Raw genomic sequence first — 17,844 nt, forward strand, 5'->3', positions numbered from 1 at the left:
CTCCCCATGCTGACCAGGCTCTTGCTGGGGCTGGTTCGCGCGATCGCGTGGCTGCCCTTGCCGTTGGTGCGTGGTCTGGGAGCCGGTCTGGGCTGGCTCTTGCATGCGTTGGTCGCGTCCCGCAGGCGGGTCGTCATGACGAATCTGACGCTGTGCTTTCCACAGTGGTCAGATGATGAACTGCGCGCACAGACCCGCCGGGTATTCACGCGTTTTGCACAGAGCTGGCTGGACCGCGGCTGGTTGTGGCACGCGCCCGAGGTTGTATTGCGCCGGCGCCTGAAGCTGGAGGGCGACCTGGACGCGTTGGCAGGGACCACGCCGACGGTGCTGTTCGCGCCCCACTTCATGGGGCTGGACGCCGCGTGGACGGCATTGACGTTGTGCATCCCCCGCCACTTTGCGACCATCTATTCCCCGCAGATGAATGCCGACGCCGATGCCTGGATTTATGCCGGCCGCCGGCGCTTTGGCGCGCCCGAAATGGTGGCGCGGCTGGATGGCGTCAAGCCCATCGTTGCGGCCTTGCGTGCCAGCGAGCCGCTGTACCTGCTGCCCGACATGAATTTCGACCCGTCGGAATCGCTGTTTGTGCCGTTCTTTGGTGTCAGCGCCTGCACGATACCGTCGCTGTCGCGCTTTGCACGTCTGGGGCGTGCGCAGGTTGTGCCCATCGTGACCCAGATGACGCCGCTCGGGTATGTGGTGCGTGTGCTGCCGCCGTGGGCCGACTTTCCCACCGCCGATCTGGAGGCCGACACCACGCGCATGAACCGCGAGCTGGAGTCTTATATCCGCCCCGATCCTTCCCAATACTACTGGGTGCACAAGCGTTTCAAGGACAGGCCCCATGGGGAGCGGCCGCCGTACTGATGGTGTGGCTTGTGCCGCGAGTAGCTATCAAATAAATAGCTGATAAGCGCCAATCGGCGAGGGCTAGCGCAAGAAATCGCTTAAATACTTCTGGACCACGGCGGGTTGCTCGTGGATGATCCAGTGCGAGGCACCTGGCACTTTGTGCAGCGTCAGGTCGGGGACGTAAGCGTCCAGTCCATCGATCAGGGAGGGCGGCAACGCTGTGTCATCCATTCCCCAGACCACCAGGGTTGGCATGGCAATAGTCAGCATGCTGGTGGGCAGGTCAACACCCGCTGCACCAGGGTCTTCAGGCCGGGGCGGGCGCAGCGGTGATGAGCGGTAGTAGTTGCAGCCGCCGCGCAGGCCTTGCGACCAGACGGCACGGTACTGGTCTTTGACGGCCTGCGTCAGCCAGGGCGTGGCGCGGTCACCGCTGAATTCGTGGGTCAGGAAACCCCACAAGCGCGCATAGTCATTGGCGGTCAGCAACTGCTCCGCGTCATCGCGGATCAGGAAGTTCATGTAGGCGCTGGCCTGTTGCTGCACCGTGCTGCTTTTGAGTTCGCGCAGGAAGGTGCCCGGGTGCGGGGAGTTGATGATGGCCAGTTTGCGGGTCAGCTGCGGCAACTGGTTGGCAAAATTCCACGCCACGGCGCCGCCCCAGTCGTGGGCGACCAGGCAGGCCAGGGGTTTTGTACCACCAGTTTCAACGGCAACCAGGGCCGCGATGTCTTGAACCAAAAATTTGGGGCGGTAGGCGCTGACCTCGGCCGGGGCGGAGGATGTCTCGAACCCGCGCAGATTGGGCGCAACACAGCGGTAGCCCCCGTTCTCGGCTTTGGAGAAGTGCTCCAGCAGTTCGTCCCAGACGAATGCCCCTTCGGGGAAGCCATGCAGGAATACCAGCACGGGCTGCCCACGTGTACCAGCTGCCCGGCAGCTGAGCGTGATGCCGTGGGGCAGCCGCTGCTGGTAGGTCTCGATCATTCGTCTTCGGCAGCAGGTTCTTCTGGCGTCTCCGCCTTGGGCGTTTTTTCCTTCTTGGCCGGAGGATGTGCCCACTTCCACAGCAGTTGGGCCACGTCGTCAACGCCCTTGCGCTTGGTGGCCGAGAACAGCATCACCTCGCCACCTCCCGCCTGCAGCTTTGTGATAGACAAGATCTTCGTGGCTTCGCTGCGGGTCAGCTTGTCGGACTTGGTCAGGATGATCAAAAACTTCAGGCCTTCCTGCACGCGCGGGCGGATGACATCGAGCAGGATCTCATCCAGTTCGGTCAGACCATGGCGCGGATCGCACATCAGCACGATGCCGGTCAGGTTCTCGCGCGTGACCAGGTAATTGGCCATGACCTGCTGCCAACGGATCTTGTCCGCCTTGGGCACGGCCGCATAACCGTAGCCGGGCAGATCGGTCAGGATTGCGTCGGTGACACCCTGCTTGCCCAGCGCAAACAGGTTGATGTGCTGGGTGCGCCCGGGCTTTTTGGACGCGTAGGCCAGCTGCTTTTGCTGCGTCAGCGTGTTGATGCACGTGGATTTGCCGGCATTGGAGCGGCCCACAAATGCAATTTCGGGCACATCCAGCGGCGGCAAAAAGTGCAGCTCGGGCGCCGTTGTCAGGAATTTGGCGGTGTGCAGCCAGCCCAGGGCGATGGCTGCAGGGGTCTTTTCACCTTCGCCGGCCTTGGGGGCTGGGGGGGTAAAGCTGTTGGAGTTTGTATTGGTAGTCATGGAGTAAGGCGAGAGACCCGAGCCGCATTGTAGAATGCCCCTTGTTTTGCCCACTAGACACACAGCAGCACCATGAAGTTGATCGCCCAATTGCTCATCGCCGCCACTGCGGCTGCCTCGCCTTTTTTTGCTCTCGCAACGGACGCCGCTGCACCTGCAGCCGAGCATGGCGCCGCACCCGCAGCGGCCCACGCGCCAGCGCCGGTGGAAAAGCCTGATCTGGCCAAGGGCGAAGCGAGCTTTACCGCGGTGTGCGCCGCCTGCCACGGTGCCGATGGCAACTCCGGCACGCCGGCTAACCCCAAGCTGGCCCAGCAGCACCCCGAATACATCGTCAAGCAACTGCAAGAATTCAAGTCCGACAAGCGCGCCAACCCCATCATGAAGGGTTTCGCCTCTGCGCTGTCCGATGCAGACATGAAGAACATTGCCTACTGGGTGGGTAGCAAGAAGGCCAAGACGGGTTTCTCTACCGACAAGACGCTGGTGCAATTGGGTGAGCGCATCTACCGCGGCGGTATTGCCGACCGTCGGGTCCCAGCGTGCGCGGGCTGCCACAGCGCCAATGGCGCCGGCATCCCGGCCCAGTTCCCCCGCCTCAGCGGTCAGCATGCCGATTACGCGACTGCCCAGTTGACTGCCTTCCGTGACGGCGTGCGCAAGAACAGCCTGCAAATGACCCAGATCGCTGCCAAGATGAATGACCGTGAAATCAAGGCGGTGTCCGACTACATCGCCGGTCTGCGTTAAGACGCTACTCGACGGCTGCGTTGGTTTCTTTGTGTGGAACCAAACGCCAGCAACAGTCCCTAAAGGGGCAGATACATCGAAGGATGGGTCTGCCCCTTTTGCTTTTGAGTGTAAGGAACGGGGCCTTCAACCGACCAAGTTTTAGCCGACCAAGTTCTAAACGAGAAAATATCCTATGCTGATCAAAACCCAAGGCAACGGCTTCAACCACCCCCTGTCCAGCGAGATCACGGAACGCGCGCACTACGAAAAGCGCCGCGACATTTTGAAACTGATGGCGACCGGGGTGGCTGGTGGCGCGATGGCAACCTGGGCATCACGTCAAGCCCTTGCGCAGGCCACTGCTGCAATTCCAAGGCCCGGCAAGTTGGCCGCTTTGAACGCGCGTCCTTCGGCGTTGGCGGGGGCCACGACCATGGAAAAGCCTACTGCCTATAAGGACGCCAGCAGCTACAACAACTTCTATGAATTCGGCACCGACAAGTCCGACCCCGCCGCCAACGCCCACACACTGAAGACCAGTCCCTGGTCGGTGGAGATTGAAGGCATGGTCAAGAAGCCCGGCAAGCTGGCGCTGGAAGACTTGCTCAAGCTGAGCCCTATGGAAGAGCGGTTGTACCGCCTGCGCTGTGTCGAAGGCTGGTCTATGGTGATTCCGTGGGTCGGCTATTCGCTAGTAGATCTGATCAAGCACGTAGAGCCCCTGGGCAGCGCGAAATACGTGGAGTTCGTGACGCTGGCTGATCCCAAGACTATGCCGTTTGTGGGTTCACGCGTGCTGGACTGGCCGTACGTGGAGGGCCTGCGCCTGGATGAAGCCATGCATCCCTTGACCTTGTTGACCTTCGGCATGTACGGCGAAGTGCTGCCCAACCAGAGCGGCGCGCCGGTGCGCATCGTGGTGCCGTGGAAATACGGTTTCAAGAGCGGCAAGAGCATCGTCAAAATCCGCTTCACCGACAAGCTGCCCGGTACAGCCTGGAACAAGGCTGCCGCTAACGAGTACGGCTTTTATTCCAACGTCAACCCGAATGTGGACCATCCGCGCTGGAGCCAGGCGACTGAGCGGCGCATCGGCGAAGACGGCCTGTTCGCCAAGAAGCGCAAGACGCTGATGTTCAATGGCTACGAAGCCCAGGTAGGCCAGTTGTACGCCGGCATGGACCTGAAAAAGTTTTTTTAAGCCGACTGACTGACTGATCGACTGCATGCGTGCACGCATCAACCGCTACCTGTCCAGCCGCTTTGCCAAACCATTGGCGTTCATACTGGGGCTACTCCCGTTCATCTGGCTGGTAGCCGCTGCAGTGCTTGACTGGCTGGGCGCCAACCCGGCCGAGGCGCTGGAACGCTCAACTGGGGATTGGACGCTGCGCATGCTGTGCGTGGTGCTGGCCATCACACCGGTGCGCACCATGGCCGGCTTGCCGGCGCTGGCACGGTTCCGACGGATGGCGGGGCTGTTCGTGTATTTCTACGCCGTACTGCACCTGCTGGCGTATAGCTGGTTTGACATGGGTTTTGAGCTGGCAGATATCGCCAAGGACATCGCCAAACGGCCTTTTATCCTGGTGGGCTTTACTGCCATCGTGCTGTTGACGCCGCTGGCATTGACGTCGTTCAACCGGGCGATCAAGGCCCTGGGCGGCAAGCGCTGGCAGATGCTGCACCGGTTGGTCTATGCGGTCGCCGTGCTGGCGGTGGTGCACTTTTTCTGGATGCGTGCGGGCAAGAACAACTTCGCCGAGGTCGCCGTCTATGCCGTGATCTTGGGTAGCTTGTTGGCCTGGCGTGTGGCCAAGGCTATACGGCGAAATGGCCTGCAGCCCCCGCCAGTCGCGCGTAATCAGCTATAGAAATAATAGCTATTTTCAGATTCCGCCAGCGGAGCGCTGGCCGCCGGCTTGCTCGGTTTGGCGGGAGGCGGCAAATACAGCGAGCCCGCTTGACCGCAACCGACCAGCGTTGCCATGCAAGTTGCAAGGACAAGCGCACTGACTAGAATTTGCTTTGCGTTCAACATGGTGAAAATTGTAAGTAATGACTGATTCTGAATACATGGACCGCGCCGAAGCCTTGCTCCAGTCGGTGGAAGTGGCGTGTGACCGCATCAACGACGAGACCGATGCGGATGTGGACAACCAGCGCGTAGGCGGCATGGTAACCATTACATTCGCCAACCGCAGCCAGATCGTCATCAACCAGCAAAAACCACTGCACGAAATCTGGATGGCCACCAAGGCTGGTGGGTTCCACTACCGGTGGCTGGACGGTAAATGGCAGGACACCAAGGGCCAGGGCGAATTTTTCGCTGCCCTGACCCACAATGCCAGCCACCAGGCCGGGCAGGCTCTGCGCTTCGAGGCCTGACCGCTCAGTTGCGGAACAGGTCGAGAATCTTTTTCTTTTCTTCGGCGGGCGGCAAGGGCGCGGTTAGCGATTCCGGTTTTTCCTCGGATCCCACGGTCGATACACCAGAGCTCCTGGCGTACTCCTCGTAGAACCATTCGCCGCCCACGTGGACAACGCCCTCCGGCGCAGTCGGCTCGTTGACGGGCACACCCTTGAGCGCCGTCTCCATAAAGGTGATCCACACCGGCAGGCTCAAGCCACCACCGGTTTCCCGGTCGCCCAGCTTGCGCGGGGTGTCGTAGCCAATCCAGGTGACTGCCGTCAGCGTCGGGTTGTAACCGGCGAACCAAGCATCCATGGAGTCATTGGTGGTGCCGGTTTTGCCATAGACGTCTGGCCGCTTGAGTGTGGCCTGTGCGCGCGCGGCGGTCCCCGAGCGAGTGACTTCTTGCAACAAACTGGTCATCATGAAGGCATTGCGGGCGTCAATGACGCGTTCGGTATCCGACAGCACCGGCGGTTTGGCTTCTACCAGCAGCTTGCCCCGCTGTTCGCTTACTTTGGATACCAGCCAGGGATTGACCCGGTAGCCACCATTGGCAAAGGTCGAGTAGCCGACCACCATTTGCATGGGTGTCACCGATCCGGCGCCCAAGGCCATCGTCAGGTAGGCCGGGTGTTTTTCGGCGTCGAATCCGAAACGCGTGATCCAGTCCTGGGCGTAATGCGTTCCGATGGAGCGCAGGATCTGGATGGAGATCATATTCTTGGACTTGGCCAATCCACGGCGCAAAGTCATCGGGCCTTCAAAGGTGCCATCGTAGTTCTTGGGCTCCCAGGGCTGACCTCCGGTGACTCCGGCGTCAAAGAACAGTGGAGCGTCGTTGATCACGGTCGCCGGCGTAAAACCCTTCTCTAGCGCCGCCGAGTAAATGAACGGCTTGAAGCTGGAGCCTGGCTGGCGCCACGCCTGGGTCACGTGGTTGAATTTGTTCTTGCGAAAGTCAAAACCACCCACCAGGGCCTTGATGGAACCGTCGCGCGGGTCGATGGCGACAAAGGCGCCTTCCACCTCCGGCAATTGGGTGATCTCCCACGTGTCCTTAACAGTCTTGGAAACGCGGATTACCGCACCGCGGCGTAGCTTGATGTTGGGAGGCGCTTTGTCGGACAGGCCCGATTGCGCGGGTTTGAGACCATCACCCGTGATTTCGACCAGCACGCCTCCGGTGCGCATGGCCGTGATTTTCTTGGGTCCTGCGTCGAGCACTACGGCTGACATCACGTCGCCGTTATCAGGGTGGTCATCCAGCGTGTCGTCAACAGCGTCTTCCACCTCGCTTGCCGCCGTCGGCAGTACGACGAACCTTTCTGGCCCGCGGTAGATCTGGCGCCGTTCGAAATCCATGATGCCGCGCCGCAAAGCCTTGTAGGCCACGTTTTGGTCTGAAGTTCGCACCGTGGTGCGAACGTCCAATCCGCGGGTGTAGGTTTCATCTCCATATTGGGAATACATCAACTGGCGCACCATTTCGGCCACATAGTCGGCGTGAACTTGGGTATTGCCGGCCCCTGATTTGATTTTGAGCTCTTGCGCCTTGGCCGTTTCGGCTTCTTTTTCGGTAATGAAACCGTTTTCCAGCATGCGGTCGATGATGTGGCGCTGGCGACTGCGCGCGCGTTGCGGGTTGCTGATGGGGTTGTAGGCCGACGGCGCCTTGGGCAGACCGGCCAGCATCGCGGCCTCAGCGATCGTGATGTCTTTCAGTGGTTTGCCAAAGTAGGCCTCGGATGCTGCCGCAAAGCCGTATGCCCGGTTGCCCAGGAAAATCTGGTTCATGTAGATTTCCAAAATCTGGTCCTTGCGTAGCAGGTGCTCCAGCTTGAAAGTCAACAGGATCTCGTAAATTTTGCGGGTAAAGGTCTTCTCGGACGATAGGTAAACATTACGTGCAACCTGCATCGTGATCGTCGATGCGCCCTGGCTCTTGGCCTTGCCCACATTGGCAAGACCGGCTCGCATCACACCTAGATAGTCGACACCACCGTGCTGGTAGAAGCGCGCGTCTTCGATGGCCAGCACTGCATTGGTCATGACTTTTGGGATTTCGGCGATCGGCGTGAGGTTACGCCGTTCTTCACCAAACTCACCCATTAGATCGCCTTCTGCGGAGAACACCCGCAAGGGTAGTTTGGGGCGGTAGTCCGACAGCTCGGAGATATCGGGGAGGTTGGGGAAGGCCACGGCCAACGCGATAGCTATCACCATCAGCAATGACAGTGCGCCAGCCAACAGCGCCCCCCCAGCCCACAAGACAGAACGCAACGCCCAATGCAGGGGTGCTCCCGGTTTGTGCGCATCAGGAGTTTCTCTATCAGGTGGGGTGGAAGTGGAGGGCATAAAGGGCATTTTGAGGGTGGCAAGGCATTATAAAAATCTGCCTGCTGGGCGCCTCACGGGCGCGGGCGCATGCATTGTTGCCCGTTCTGGAGTTCGCCACAAAAACTGTTGTTAGTTTTTGCAAATGGTTAAAAAACGTCTGCTTTTGGCAACGTTTGAAACAGGCTAAAACAGAAAAAACCTTTGCGGGACAAGGTGCTTACTGATAGCATTGAAGTGATTTCTTAAGTCTGACCGGCACTTGACCGGTATGTTTCAGGGGACCGTTTTGATCTCATTGGGGTCGTTATTCAGCCGCCAACCGGCATCCATGTTTGGGTTGGATATCAGTTCCTCCAGTGTAAAGCTGGTGGAGTTGGGGCGTGACAAAGCCGGTAACTTGGTGTTGGAGTGCTGTGCCATCGAACCGCTGGAGCGGGGATGGATCACGGACGGCAACATAGAAAAATTTGAAGAAGTTGCCAATGCCTTGAAGCGTTTGGTCAAGAAGAGCGGTACCAAAACCAAGAACGTGGCGATGGCCCTGCCGCCATCGGCAGTTATTACAAAGAAAATTGTGCTGCCGGGTGGCATGTCGGATCAAGAGCTGGAGCAGCAGGTCGAAAACGAAGCCAACCAGTACATCCCCTTTCCCTTGGATGAGGTGAGCCTCGATTTCTGCGTTATCGGTCCAAGTGCAACGTCCGCTGGCGATGTGGAAGTGCTGATCGCCGCCTCGCGCAAGGAAAAAGTGCAGGACATCCAGGGTCTGGCGGAGGCAGCCGGCCTGACACCAGTGGTGGTCGATGTCGAGTCTTACGCGTCACGTCTAGCCGCCGGACGGCTGATTGAGAACCTGCCTAACAAGGGTGCTGGCTTGATAGTCGCCCTGTTTGAAGTCGGCGCGCTGACAACGAGCATGCAGGTTTTGAGGGATGACGAGGTTTTGTATGACCGGGACCAGGCGTTTGGCGGTGCCCAATTGACCCAGTTGATCGTGCGCCAATACGGGTTTTCTCAGGAAGAAGCCGAAAGCAAGAAGCGTAGCGGCGAACTCCCAGAAGACTACGAAGCGGCCGTCTTGCGTCCCTTTATAGAAACCATGGTGCAAGAACTTGGCCGTGCGCTACAGTTTTTCTTCACCAGCACACCCCACAACAAAGTGGACTACATCATGTTGGCGGGTGGATCGGCGGCTTTGCCGGGCCTCACGGCAGCGGTAACGCAGCACACAACCTTTCCCTGCAGTTTGCTCAATCCCTTTGACGGGATGGAGATCGGAAACGGCGTTCGCCTGAAGAAAATGACCCGCGAGGCGCCTTCGTACCTGACGTCTTGTGGTTTGGCCCTGCGGAGGTTCGCGCAGTGATTCTGATCAACCTACTACCCCACCGCGAGGCCGCGCGTAAACGCCGGCGCGACGTTTTCAATGTTTCTCTCGCGTTGTCTGCTTTGTTAGGTGGACTGATCGCTGGAGCCATTTTTCTGTGGTACCAGGCTGAGATTTCTACCCAACAGGGCACGAACTCCACGCTTGAGGCTGAAATCAAAAAGCTGGAAAGCCAAATTAAAGATATCAGTGGCCTCGAGGCCGAAATTGCCGCCTTGCGCGCACGCCAGCAGGCAGTAGAGGACTTGCAGTCGGATCGCAATTTACCGGTTCACTTGTTAACGGAATTGGTAAATCAGCTTCCTGATGGCGTATACATTGCGAAAATGTCGCAGACAGACCAGGTGGTCACCATCAATGGGGTTGCGCAGTCCAATGAGCGGGTCTCAGAGTTGCTGCGGAATCTATCTACCAATACACCGTGGTTCACCAAGCCCGAATTGATCGAGATTGTCGCAGGGACTGTTTCACTGACGGCACGCGATCAAAGACGTGTAGCCAATTTCACGGTCAAGGTGCGCCTGGTTCGTGCCAGTGAGGCGGAGAAGGCAGCAAAGCTTGCGTCCGGTACATCTGTACCGCTTGCACCGGTCTCCTCTCCAGTGGCAGCCAGTTCTGCCGCAATTAAGAATTAGCAGGAATCTAAATGGCTACCAAAACATTAGGTTCACTCGATTTTGCTCAGTTGCAACAGCAGTTGACTGCGCAATTCACCGGCTTGGACCCAAAAGATCCGGCGGTATGGCCCGCATTACCACGCTATGCATTGTTTGCTGCGGTTGCTGTGCTCATCGTCGTGGCATTGTGGTTTGTATGGTTAACAGGCGAGGACGATATCCTGAAACAGGAAGAAGCCAAAGAGGTCAAGCTGCGCGCCGATTACAAGGTCAAGCTCACCAAAGCTGTCAATCTCGAAGTGTTGAAGAAGCAACGTGAACAAGTATTGCAGTATGTGACGCAGCTTGAGAAGCAATTGCCTAGCAAAGCGGAGATGGACGCCCTTTTGTCAGACATCAACCAAGCCGGTTTAGGGCGTAGCTTGCAATTTGATGTGTTCCGTCCGGGTCAAATTGCTGTTCGCGATTACTACGCTGAGCTTCCCATCACGATAAAGGTTACCGGCAAGTACCATGACATCGGTGCGTTTGCTTCCGACATCGCGAACTTGTCACGCATCGTCACGCTGAATAATCTGAGTATTGCCCCTAGAGCCGACGGTGCCCTCATTCTGGACTCCACAGCAAAGACCTTCCGCTATTTGGACAAGGACGAGGTTGCCGCCCAAAGCAACGCGACAAAAGGGGCGAAAAAATGAAGCGCATCGTCCCGTTCTTGGTTAGCGTTTGTGCGCTGGTGATGTTAGTCGGTTGTGGAAGCTCCCGTGAAGACGACATTCGTCAATGGATGGCCGATGAACGCAACCAGACCAAGCCCAAGGTGGAGCCGATTTCTGCTCCCAAGCAATTCAAGCCAGAGGCGTATACAAATTCCGCCGTTACTGAGCCGTTCAGCAAGGAAAAGTTGACCCAAGCTCTCAAGCGTGATTCATCCCAGGTGGTCGCTAATGGTGCGTTGGTAGCACCCGAACTAGCGCGGCGTAAAGAGCCGTTGGAAGCGTTTCCACTGGACACTATGGGCCTTGTAGGTAGCCTCATAAAAGAAGGGCAACCGGTGGCCCTGGTCAAAGTTGACAATTTGTTGTACCAGGTCAAGCAAGGGGCTTATCTGGGACAGAACTTTGGTAAGGTCACGAAAATCACTGAGACAGAAGTCTCGTTGCGTGAAATTGTTCAGGATGCAGCGGGCGAATGGATTGAACGCGTTGCGACATTGCAGTTGCAAGAGAGGGCGAAATGAAAAATCAGAATCAGCAGTTGGGTTTGCGCATGTGGCACGGACTTGTTTTCTTTGGGGCGCTATTGTTGAGCGCTGGCGCGCAGGCGCAAACTGCCATCGAATCCGTGACTGGGTCCATTCAAGGTGGGACCGAAGTTGTCCGCATTGACCTTAGCAAGGAATTGGTTGCTGTACCTTCCGGATTTGCCATTCAGTCGCCAGCGCGCATTGCATTGGATTTCCCTGGTGTTTCCAGTGCGTTGGGCAGGTCTAACGTCGAGGTCAACCAGGGCAATTTGAAATCGGTCAGTGTCGTCCAAGCGGGCGAGCGCACGCGGGTGGTGTTGAATTTGAAATATCCGACAGCTTATACCGCGGAGATCCAGGGCAAGTCCCTTTTGGTGGTGTTGCGGCCGGGCGCCCCAAGCGCGCCGGCGGCAACGGTGGCATCCAATTTCGCGGAAGCCCGCACCCGCGATTCAGCACCATTGAAGGATTTGGATTTTCGCCGCACAGCGGATGGGGCCGGTCGCGTAGTAGTGACATTACCCAATAACCAAGTTGGTGTAGACATACGTCAACAAGGCAAAAATTTGGTAGTGGAATTCATGAAATCAACTCTCCCAGAGGGGTTGCGGCGGCGATTGGATGTAGCAGATTTTGGTACACCGATCAAGTCAGTCACCACAACTCAGACCGGCGACCGCGTTCGTATGGAGATTGAGCCTACTGGTCAATGGGAACATAGCGCTTACCAAAGTGACGAGCAGTTCGTGATCGAAGTTAAGGAAATTAAGGTTGACCCCAAGAAGCTGACACAAGGTGTAGGCTACAACGGGCAAAAGTTGTCCCTTAACTTCCAAAATATTGAAGTTCGCTCCCTGCTGCAAGTGATTGCCGACTTTACAAACTTCAATATCGTGACCTCGGATTCCGTTGCCGGCTCCGTCACCTTGCGCTTGCAAGATGTACCTTGGGATCAAGCCTTGGATATCATTTTGCAAGCTAAGGGATTGGGTATGCGCAAGAGCGGTAATGTGCTTTGGGTTGCTCCGAAAGACGAGATCGCGGCTAAGGAAAAGCTGGATTTGGAATCTGTTGTGGCGGTCCAAGGACTGGAGCCTTTGCGTACTCAGTCTTTCCAGATCAACTACGCCAAGGCAGACGAAATTGCAGCTTACTTTAGAGCGGACGGCGGTGGTGAGAAAGGCGCCGCGCGTATATTAAGCACGCGCGGCAGTGTCATCGCTGAGAAGCGCACCAACCAACTTTTCGTGACCGACATCCCCAGTAAGCTTGAGCAAGTTCAACAATTGATTGCCAAGCTTGACATAGCGGTTCGTCAGGTTTTGATAGAAGCGCGCATCGTGGAGGCTACCGACACGTTTGGTAAATCTCTAGGTGTCAAACTTGGTGGAGTGGATGCGAGAGCTGCTGCGGGGGGGGACGGCGGATACCAGGTAAATGGTGACAATCGAGTCGCCTTCGGCACGAGCTATTCCAACATTATCCCGACCACGTCGGGCAGCTTCACAAATAAGCTGGACGGGAATGGACAGTTTTTTACGATGCCGGCCGTTGTCAACTATCCGGCACTGTCGTCACCTGCCGCCTTTGCAGTGTCTATATTCAATGCGAGCGCGAATCGATTCTTGAATCTTGAAATTTCTGCGTTGGAAGCAGACGGTAAAGGAAAGGTTGTTTCCAGCCCTCGCGTGGTCACAGCGGATCAAGTCCAAGCGACGATTGAGCAGGGGGAGGAGTTACCATACCAAGTAGCTTCTGCGAGCGGAGCAACTTCCATCGCGTTCAGAAAAGCCAACCTTAAACTGGAAGTGACGCCGCAAATCACGCCGGAAGGAAGCATTATTTTGAAACTTGATGTTACGAAGGATACGGTGGGTAGACTAACGACTGCTGGTTTTGCAATCGACACCAAGCACATAAAGACCGAAGTGTTGGTGGAAAATGGTGGTACGGTCGTGATCGGCGGGATTTATGCGGAGCAGACTAAGGAAGATGAAACGCGTGTACCACTTCTTGGAGATTTGCCAGTTGTCGGCAACCTATTCAAGAGCAAAGTGCGATCGTCGAACAAAACTGAATTGTTAGTTTTTATTACACCAAAGATGATTTCGGATCGCGGTGCGACGCGATAATCCGTATTAACAGATAACACAAGAGTTCATCATGCGACTACTATCTTTTTTGACGACTTTTCTGATTGCTGCCTCTCTGGCGTCTTGTGGCGGCGGTGGTGGGTCACCAGGACTAAGTTCTGGGCCGGCCTCTAGCTTCTCTGTTGCGGCTCCTTCGGCAGTTACATTGCAGGTTGGTTTGACACAGCAGTATTCCATTCAGGGAGGTGCTAAGCCTTACTCGGTGTTTAGCACTAACCCTGCAGTTGCGGTTGGTTGGCTGGTCGGCGAAAACGTAGTGGGCGTGGGAACTGCTGCTTCAGGTTCTGCGACCGTCACCGTTAAGGATGCGAATGGATTGAAATTCGACATCGCTGTCACTGCGGGTTCGAGTACTGAGTTTTTTACGACATTGCCGAGCGCACTTACTCTTGCACCCGGGCAGCTAGCGGCTCAAACTTTCAAGGTGGGCGGAGGTACGCCACCGTACAAAGCAGTTAGCAGTAATGCATCTCTGTTATCTGTGGTCGTCAAAGGTTCAGATGTAACACTAACCGCGTTGAAAATTCCTGGATCGGCAACTGTCACCCTTAGCGATTCCTCGTCCCCAGTTGCTACTCTCTCGTCGAAAGTGGCGCTTGCAACCATTCCTTTAACGGTTACGGCCGGAACCTACAAGGTTTTTGTGGGCGACACTGTGCGATTTTTCATATCGGGTGGCACGCCTCCGTACCGCATCATTGATCCCCTGAATAATACGGTTACTGCGAGGGTCATCAACGGAAATGAAGGCGAAGTGGTCGGAATTCGCGTCGTTGATCCAGTCGAGTTGATCGTTGTTGATTCAGATGGTCAGACCGCGACAGCGCCCAAGATAACATTTATGGCCGGCGGAGATTCGTTCCTCCGCGTATCACCAGATGCGTTCACGGTACCTGAAAAGGTAAACAGCCCTAATATTGTTTTGAACGTGTTTGGGGTGTCACCAGGTAGTCCAATTACAGTGTTTACCACTGACAATACGGTGTTTGCCCCTGGCACCCCCGTGATGACAAAAGCCGATGGAACCGCCTACACGATCACCTTGACGGGCGGCAATACGTGCTACAACGGGGCAGGTGTCGACAACACTCTCCCCCCAAATGGCACTTTTACTGATATAGCAGTAGTCCCTGTGGTAGGGGGAGTGGGTCAACCCATTGCTGATGTCCCCGCAAGGCCTACCAAACCTGTCACTATCACTGTACTTGACTCCACTGGTCGTCGGGGTACGAGTGTGATAACCATTGCTGACAATGGATTGGGTGGCGCGGGTTGTAATTGAGTACACCATCAGTTTCAATGGGAAGCGGTTCAAACTATCCGAGGCCGGCCAGTCGTTACATGTTTCATCTGCGGATATTAGGTGGATGGAGTTGGAGATCCCTTCATCCAGCATGATCAGCCTAATCGGCCTCCCCGGCTGCGGTAAATCCACCGTCGGGCGACAACTCGCCCGACGGCTACGCATCCCATTTTTCGACTCCGACCACGTCATTGAAGAGCGTCTCGGCTGCTCAATCCGAACTGCCTTCGAGCGTGATGGCGAGCAGGCGTTTCGTGACCTTGAAGAGTCGGTTCTCAGTGAGCTGACGCTAATCCCCAGCGCCGTGGTGTCGACCGGTGGCGGCGCTGTGCTGCGGCAGGTTACACGCCAACATTTGCATGAACGAGGGTACTCGGTCTACCTCAACTCCAGCCCTGATGAGATCTTCCGCCGTGTGAAGCAAGACGCGAGTAGGCCTTTGTTGCAGGTGGACGACCCGCTAGCGCGTTTGCGCGACCTGCACGCCGCCCGCGACCCTCTATATAGCGAGACGGCGCATTTTGTCGTCGAAACTGGCCGCCCTTCGGTGGCTACCTTGGTTAATATGATCGTCATACAGTTGGAACTCGCCGGAGCCTATCCTCTAAACTAGTGCGCTATGCACGCACTGTCTTCCACCAAGCACGTCCACATTGATCTGGGCGATCGTAGCTACCCCATTCTTATCGCCAACTCCTTGCTGGACGACCCGGCCACGTTTGCAAGCCTGCCGTCTGGCGATGCAGCATTGATCGTGACCAATACAACGGTGGGGCCGCTATACGCCCAGCGTCTGCAAACTACGCTGCAAAAGCGCTACAGGACCGTGCACACTGTCTCTCTACCCGATGGTGAAGAGTACAAAAACTGGCAAACGCTGAACACCATATTCGACGCTTTGCTATCCCAGGCCTGTGACCGAAAGACAGTGCTGTTTGCGCTGGGCGGTGGCGTGGTCGGAGACATGACTGGTTTTGCTGCTGCCAGTTACATGCGTGGCGTTCCTTTTGTCCAGGTGCCGACTACGCTGCTGGCCCAAGTGGACTCGTCAGTCGGCGGCAAGACCGGCATCAACCATCCACTGGGCAAGAACATGGTGGGGGCCTTCTACCAGCCGCTGCAGGTTGTGTGCGACTTGGACACCCTCAAGACCCTGCCTGCACGGGAGTTAAGTGCCGGACTTGCAGAAGTCATCAAATACGGCCCCATCGCGGATCTGGCATTCTTGGACTGGATCGAGGCCCAGATGGACGCCTTGCTCGCGCGCGACGTAGGCGCTTTAGCTTACGCGGTTCGGCGTAGCTGCGAGATCAAAGCCTGGGTCGTGAGCCAGGATGAACGTGAATCCGGCGTACGCGCTATCCTCAACTTTGGCCACACTTTCGGCCACGCCATAGAGGCGGGCATGGGTTATGGCAAGTGGCTGCATGGCGAGGCCGTGGGTTGCGGCATGGTCATGGCGGTCCAGTTGTCGTACGAGCTTGGACTGGTGGACGCCGCGTTTGTGAAACGCCTGCGAACAGTGGTGCAGAGGGCGGGTTTGCCGGTGATTGGCCCGCGTCTGGACCCAGACGACAATGCTGGCCGTTATCTCGATCTGATGCGGGTGGATAAAAAGGCAGAAGGTGGCGAAATACGCTTCGTGCTGATAGACGGGCCGTCGCGTGCGTGCCTGCGCGCTGCGCCGGACGCGCTGGTGCGCAAAGTGGTGGACGCATGCTGCGCCTGAGAAGCTATGAATTTGATAGCTGCTTACGCTATCCCTACGGGGGCTAGCGCCCGTTTTGACTCTATGGTTTTGGCTCCCTACGCTTGCAACCCTGCCCAATCGCGCGGCCGGCGATTTGCCGAAGCGGATGCGCCGACGCGCACAGCCTACCAACGCGACCGCGACCGTATCGTCCACTCCACCGCGTTTCGGCGCCTGGTCTACAAGACCCAGGTTTTTCTGAACCACGAGGGCGACCTGTTTCGCACCCGGCTGACGCATTCGCTGGAAGTTGCGCAGTTGGGCCGCTCGATTGCACGCGCGCTGCAGCTCAACGAAGACCTGGTTGAGGCCATCGCGCTGGCGCATGACCTGGGACACACACCTTTCGGCCACGCTGGCCAGGATGCGTTGAACGCGTGCATGCGAGACCACGGCGGCTTCGAACACAACCTGCAAAGCCTGCGCGTCGTAGACCTTCTGGAAGAGAGTTACCCGCAATTTGACGGAATCAACCTCACGTTTGAGACGCGTGAAGGCATTCTCAAGCACTGCTCCAAAGACAACGCTCGGGCGTTGGAGGCAGACGAACCCAACGGCGTTGGGCGCCGTTTTCTGGACGGGACACAGCCCAGCCTGGAGGCACAGTTGTGCAACCTGGCGGACGAGATTGCGTATAACGCCCACGACATTGACGATGGCGTGCGCTCCGGCCTGATCACAATGGAGCAACTGCTGGACGTGGACGTGTTCGGCATGCACCACCGGCAAGTGTTGCTGGATTTTCCAGAATTGTCGGCGCAACAGCTTCAGCGCCGCCTGCTCTTTGAGGTGATCCGCCGCATGTTAAGCGCCCAGGTCTACGATCTCATTGCTGTAAGCCAAGCTGCTCTGCTGGCGGCGGCGCCATCTAGCCCCGACAGTGTTCGCCAAAGCGGCCGTCTGCTGACCTTTGGCGAAGAAACACGCGGACTTTCCACGCAACTCAAACAATTTCTTTTTCGCAATCTGTACCGGCATCCCCAAGTGGTCCAGACCACGGGAATGGCCCAGCGGGTCGTCCGAGAATTGTTCCAGGCGTATCTAAACGCACCGCAAGAAATCCCAGCAGATTTTGGCGTTGACAGCAACGCAGCTGCGAAGCTGCACGGCCGCACGACGGCAGCGCCCCGTGTCGTCGCAGATTACATTGCGGGGATGACGGATCGCTTTGCCGCACGAGAACACCAGCGCCTCACCGGACAGAGGTTGTTGGTATAACCACGTACCGCTGCTGCCACGCGTAAGGGGTGTTGTCCCCTCGTTAGAATGGGGCAAATTACAAAGTGAGCCGGAGGGGTCGTGAGTTTTCTCA

18 protein-coding genes are annotated in these 17,844 nt (G+C 57.1%); 14 read left to right on the forward strand and 4 right to left on the reverse strand.

The genetic code is table 11. From position 1 onward, the window contains the following. The first annotated feature begins 6 nt into the window (after positions 1 to 6). Positions 7 to 873: an LpxL/LpxP family acyltransferase gene (locus tag AC097P_RS07160; protein WP_479609705.1), complete on the forward strand. Its 867-nt coding sequence runs from the start codon at positions 7 to 9 to the stop codon at positions 871 to 873. Positions 874 to 936: 63 nt separating this feature from the next. Here the strand turns inward: AC097P_RS07160 and AC097P_RS07165 are convergent, their stop codons facing one another. Continuing rightward, on the reverse strand, positions 937 to 1,845 hold the full coding sequence (locus tag AC097P_RS07165) for an alpha/beta fold hydrolase (RefSeq protein ID WP_479609706.1): 909 nt from the start codon (positions 1,843 to 1,845) through the stop codon (positions 937 to 939). Next, on the reverse strand, positions 1,842 to 2,591 hold the full coding sequence (yihA, locus tag AC097P_RS07170; RefSeq protein ID WP_479609707.1) for a ribosome biogenesis GTP-binding protein YihA/YsxC: 750 nt from the start codon (positions 2,589 to 2,591) through the stop codon (positions 1,842 to 1,844). Before yihA ends, AC097P_RS07165 begins: the two co-directional genes overlap by 4 nt. Positions 2,592 to 2,663: 72 nt before the next feature. On the opposite strand from yihA, the gene AC097P_RS07175 reads away from it, so the two are divergent. The 3 genes from AC097P_RS07175 (at position 2,664) to AC097P_RS07185 (ending at position 5,197) form a co-directional block, all read left to right on the forward strand. Next, positions 2,664 to 3,341 (forward strand): c-type cytochrome, encoded by a 678-nt coding sequence (locus tag AC097P_RS07175; protein WP_479609708.1) that lies wholly within the window; start codon positions 2,664 to 2,666, stop codon positions 3,339 to 3,341. A 175-nt stretch (positions 3,342 to 3,516) separates the two neighbouring features. Beyond that, positions 3,517 to 4,524, forward strand: a complete 1,008-nt coding sequence (msrP, locus tag AC097P_RS07180; protein ID WP_479609709.1) for a protein-methionine-sulfoxide reductase catalytic subunit MsrP — start codon at positions 3,517 to 3,519, stop codon at positions 4,522 to 4,524. Positions 4,525 to 4,549: 25 nt separating this feature from the next. After that, positions 4,550 to 5,197: a protein-methionine-sulfoxide reductase heme-binding subunit MsrQ gene (locus AC097P_RS07185; protein WP_479609710.1), complete on the forward strand. Its 648-nt coding sequence runs from the start codon at positions 4,550 to 4,552 to the stop codon at positions 5,195 to 5,197. Here the strand turns inward: AC097P_RS07185 and lptM are convergent. Beyond that, positions 5,188 to 5,364, reverse strand: coding sequence for an LPS translocon maturation chaperone LptM (lptM, locus tag AC097P_RS07190; RefSeq protein WP_479609711.1), 177 nt, complete (start codon positions 5,362 to 5,364; stop codon positions 5,188 to 5,190). The two genes, AC097P_RS07185 and lptM, sit on opposite strands and share 10 nt — an antisense overlap. 17 nt (positions 5,365 to 5,381) lie before the next feature. Here lptM and cyaY point away from each other — a divergent pair, with 17 nt between their 5' ends. Beyond that, positions 5,382 to 5,711, forward strand: coding sequence for an iron donor protein CyaY (cyaY, locus tag AC097P_RS07195; RefSeq protein ID WP_479609712.1), 330 nt, complete (start codon positions 5,382 to 5,384; stop codon positions 5,709 to 5,711). Positions 5,712 to 5,715: 4 nt separating this feature from the next. Here cyaY and AC097P_RS07200 read toward each other — a convergent pair whose 3' ends face one another. After that, positions 5,716 to 8,094, reverse strand: a complete 2,379-nt coding sequence (locus AC097P_RS07200) for a penicillin-binding protein 1A (protein WP_479609713.1) — start codon at positions 8,092 to 8,094, stop codon at positions 5,716 to 5,718. Positions 8,095 to 8,362: 268 nt separating this feature from the next. Between AC097P_RS07200 and AC097P_RS07205 the strand changes: the two genes are divergently transcribed. The 9 genes from AC097P_RS07205 to AC097P_RS07245 all read left to right on the forward strand — a co-directional run bounded on the left by AC097P_RS07205 (position 8,363) and on the right by AC097P_RS07245 (position 17,750). After that, complete coding sequence (locus AC097P_RS07205) at positions 8,363 to 9,442, forward strand: pilus assembly protein PilM (RefSeq protein WP_479610421.1); 1,080 nt, start codon at positions 8,363 to 8,365, stop codon at positions 9,440 to 9,442. Continuing rightward, positions 9,439 to 10,098 carry a PilN domain-containing protein gene (locus AC097P_RS07210; RefSeq protein WP_479609714.1) on the forward strand — a complete coding sequence of 220 codons (660 nt, stop codon included), beginning with the start codon at positions 9,439 to 9,441 and terminating at the stop codon, positions 10,096 to 10,098. Before AC097P_RS07205 ends, AC097P_RS07210 begins: the two co-directional genes overlap by 4 nt. A gap of 11 nt (positions 10,099 to 10,109) precedes the next feature. Then, positions 10,110 to 10,778 (forward strand): type IV pilus inner membrane component PilO, encoded by a 669-nt coding sequence (locus tag AC097P_RS07215; protein ID WP_479609715.1) that lies wholly within the window; start codon positions 10,110 to 10,112, stop codon positions 10,776 to 10,778. Beyond that, on the forward strand, positions 10,775 to 11,320 hold the full coding sequence (locus AC097P_RS07220) for a pilus assembly protein PilP (RefSeq protein WP_479609716.1): 546 nt from the start codon (positions 10,775 to 10,777) through the stop codon (positions 11,318 to 11,320). The genes AC097P_RS07215 and AC097P_RS07220 overlap by 4 nt, the downstream gene beginning before the upstream one ends. Further along, the gene (locus tag AC097P_RS07225) at positions 11,317 to 13,458 is read left to right on the forward strand and encodes a type IV pilus secretin PilQ (protein ID WP_479609717.1); all 2,142 of its coding nucleotides are present in this window, start codon (positions 11,317 to 11,319) and stop codon (positions 13,456 to 13,458) included. The genes AC097P_RS07220 and AC097P_RS07225 overlap by 4 nt, the downstream gene beginning before the upstream one ends. A 31-nt stretch (positions 13,459 to 13,489) precedes the next feature. Then, positions 13,490 to 14,761 carry a hypothetical protein gene (locus AC097P_RS07230; RefSeq protein ID WP_479609718.1) on the forward strand — a complete coding sequence of 424 codons (1,272 nt, stop codon included), beginning with the start codon at positions 13,490 to 13,492 and terminating at the stop codon, positions 14,759 to 14,761. Between the two features lie 112 nt (positions 14,762 to 14,873). Next, a complete protein-coding gene (locus AC097P_RS07235) occupies positions 14,874 to 15,395 on the forward strand; it encodes a shikimate kinase (RefSeq protein ID WP_479609719.1) in 522 nt (173 codons plus the stop codon). 6 nt (positions 15,396 to 15,401) lie between these two features. Next, a complete protein-coding gene (gene aroB / locus AC097P_RS07240) occupies positions 15,402 to 16,511 on the forward strand; it encodes a 3-dehydroquinate synthase (protein WP_479609720.1) in 1,110 nt (369 codons plus the stop codon). 63 nt (positions 16,512 to 16,574) lie between these two features. Continuing rightward, positions 16,575 to 17,750: a deoxyguanosinetriphosphate triphosphohydrolase gene (locus AC097P_RS07245; protein WP_479610422.1), complete on the forward strand. Its 1,176-nt coding sequence runs from the start codon at positions 16,575 to 16,577 to the stop codon at positions 17,748 to 17,750. Positions 17,751 to 17,844 lie beyond the last annotated feature (94 nt).

The sequence above is a fragment of the Rhodoferax sp. ZS1R8 genome (genome assembly GCF_056521325.1).

Excerpts from the sequence above, each read along its gene's own strand:
- AC097P_RS07160 (WP_479609705.1), top strand. The coding sequence starts at position 7 with ATGCTGACCAGGCTCTTGCTGGGGCTGGTTCGCGCGATCGCGTGGCTG.
- AC097P_RS07165 (WP_479609706.1), bottom strand. The coding sequence starts at position 1,845 with ATGATCGAGACCTACCAGCAGCGGCTGCCCCACGGCATCACGCTCAGC.
- yihA (WP_479609707.1), bottom strand. The coding sequence starts at position 2,591 with ATGACTACCAATACAAACTCCAACAGCTTTACCCCCCCAGCCCCCAAG.
- AC097P_RS07175 (WP_479609708.1), top strand. The coding sequence starts at position 2,664 with ATGAAGTTGATCGCCCAATTGCTCATCGCCGCCACTGCGGCTGCCTCG.
- msrP (WP_479609709.1), top strand. The coding sequence starts at position 3,517 with ATGCTGATCAAAACCCAAGGCAACGGCTTCAACCACCCCCTGTCCAGC.
- AC097P_RS07185 (WP_479609710.1), top strand. The coding sequence starts at position 4,550 with ATGCGTGCACGCATCAACCGCTACCTGTCCAGCCGCTTTGCCAAACCA.
- lptM (WP_479609711.1), bottom strand. The coding sequence starts at position 5,364 with ATGTTGAACGCAAAGCAAATTCTAGTCAGTGCGCTTGTCCTTGCAACT.
- cyaY (WP_479609712.1), top strand. The coding sequence starts at position 5,382 with ATGACTGATTCTGAATACATGGACCGCGCCGAAGCCTTGCTCCAGTCG.
- AC097P_RS07200 (WP_479609713.1), bottom strand. The coding sequence starts at position 8,094 with ATGCCCTCCACTTCCACCCCACCTGATAGAGAAACTCCTGATGCGCAC.
- AC097P_RS07215 (WP_479609715.1), top strand. The coding sequence starts at position 10,110 with ATGGCTACCAAAACATTAGGTTCACTCGATTTTGCTCAGTTGCAACAG.
- AC097P_RS07220 (WP_479609716.1), top strand. The coding sequence starts at position 10,775 with ATGAAGCGCATCGTCCCGTTCTTGGTTAGCGTTTGTGCGCTGGTGATG.
- AC097P_RS07225 (WP_479609717.1), top strand. The coding sequence starts at position 11,317 with ATGAAAAATCAGAATCAGCAGTTGGGTTTGCGCATGTGGCACGGACTT.
- AC097P_RS07230 (WP_479609718.1), top strand. The coding sequence starts at position 13,490 with ATGCGACTACTATCTTTTTTGACGACTTTTCTGATTGCTGCCTCTCTG.
- AC097P_RS07235 (WP_479609719.1), top strand. The coding sequence starts at position 14,874 with ATGATCAGCCTAATCGGCCTCCCCGGCTGCGGTAAATCCACCGTCGGG.
- aroB (WP_479609720.1), top strand. The coding sequence starts at position 15,402 with ATGCACGCACTGTCTTCCACCAAGCACGTCCACATTGATCTGGGCGAT.
- AC097P_RS07245 (WP_479610422.1), top strand. The coding sequence starts at position 16,575 with ATGGTTTTGGCTCCCTACGCTTGCAACCCTGCCCAATCGCGCGGCCGG.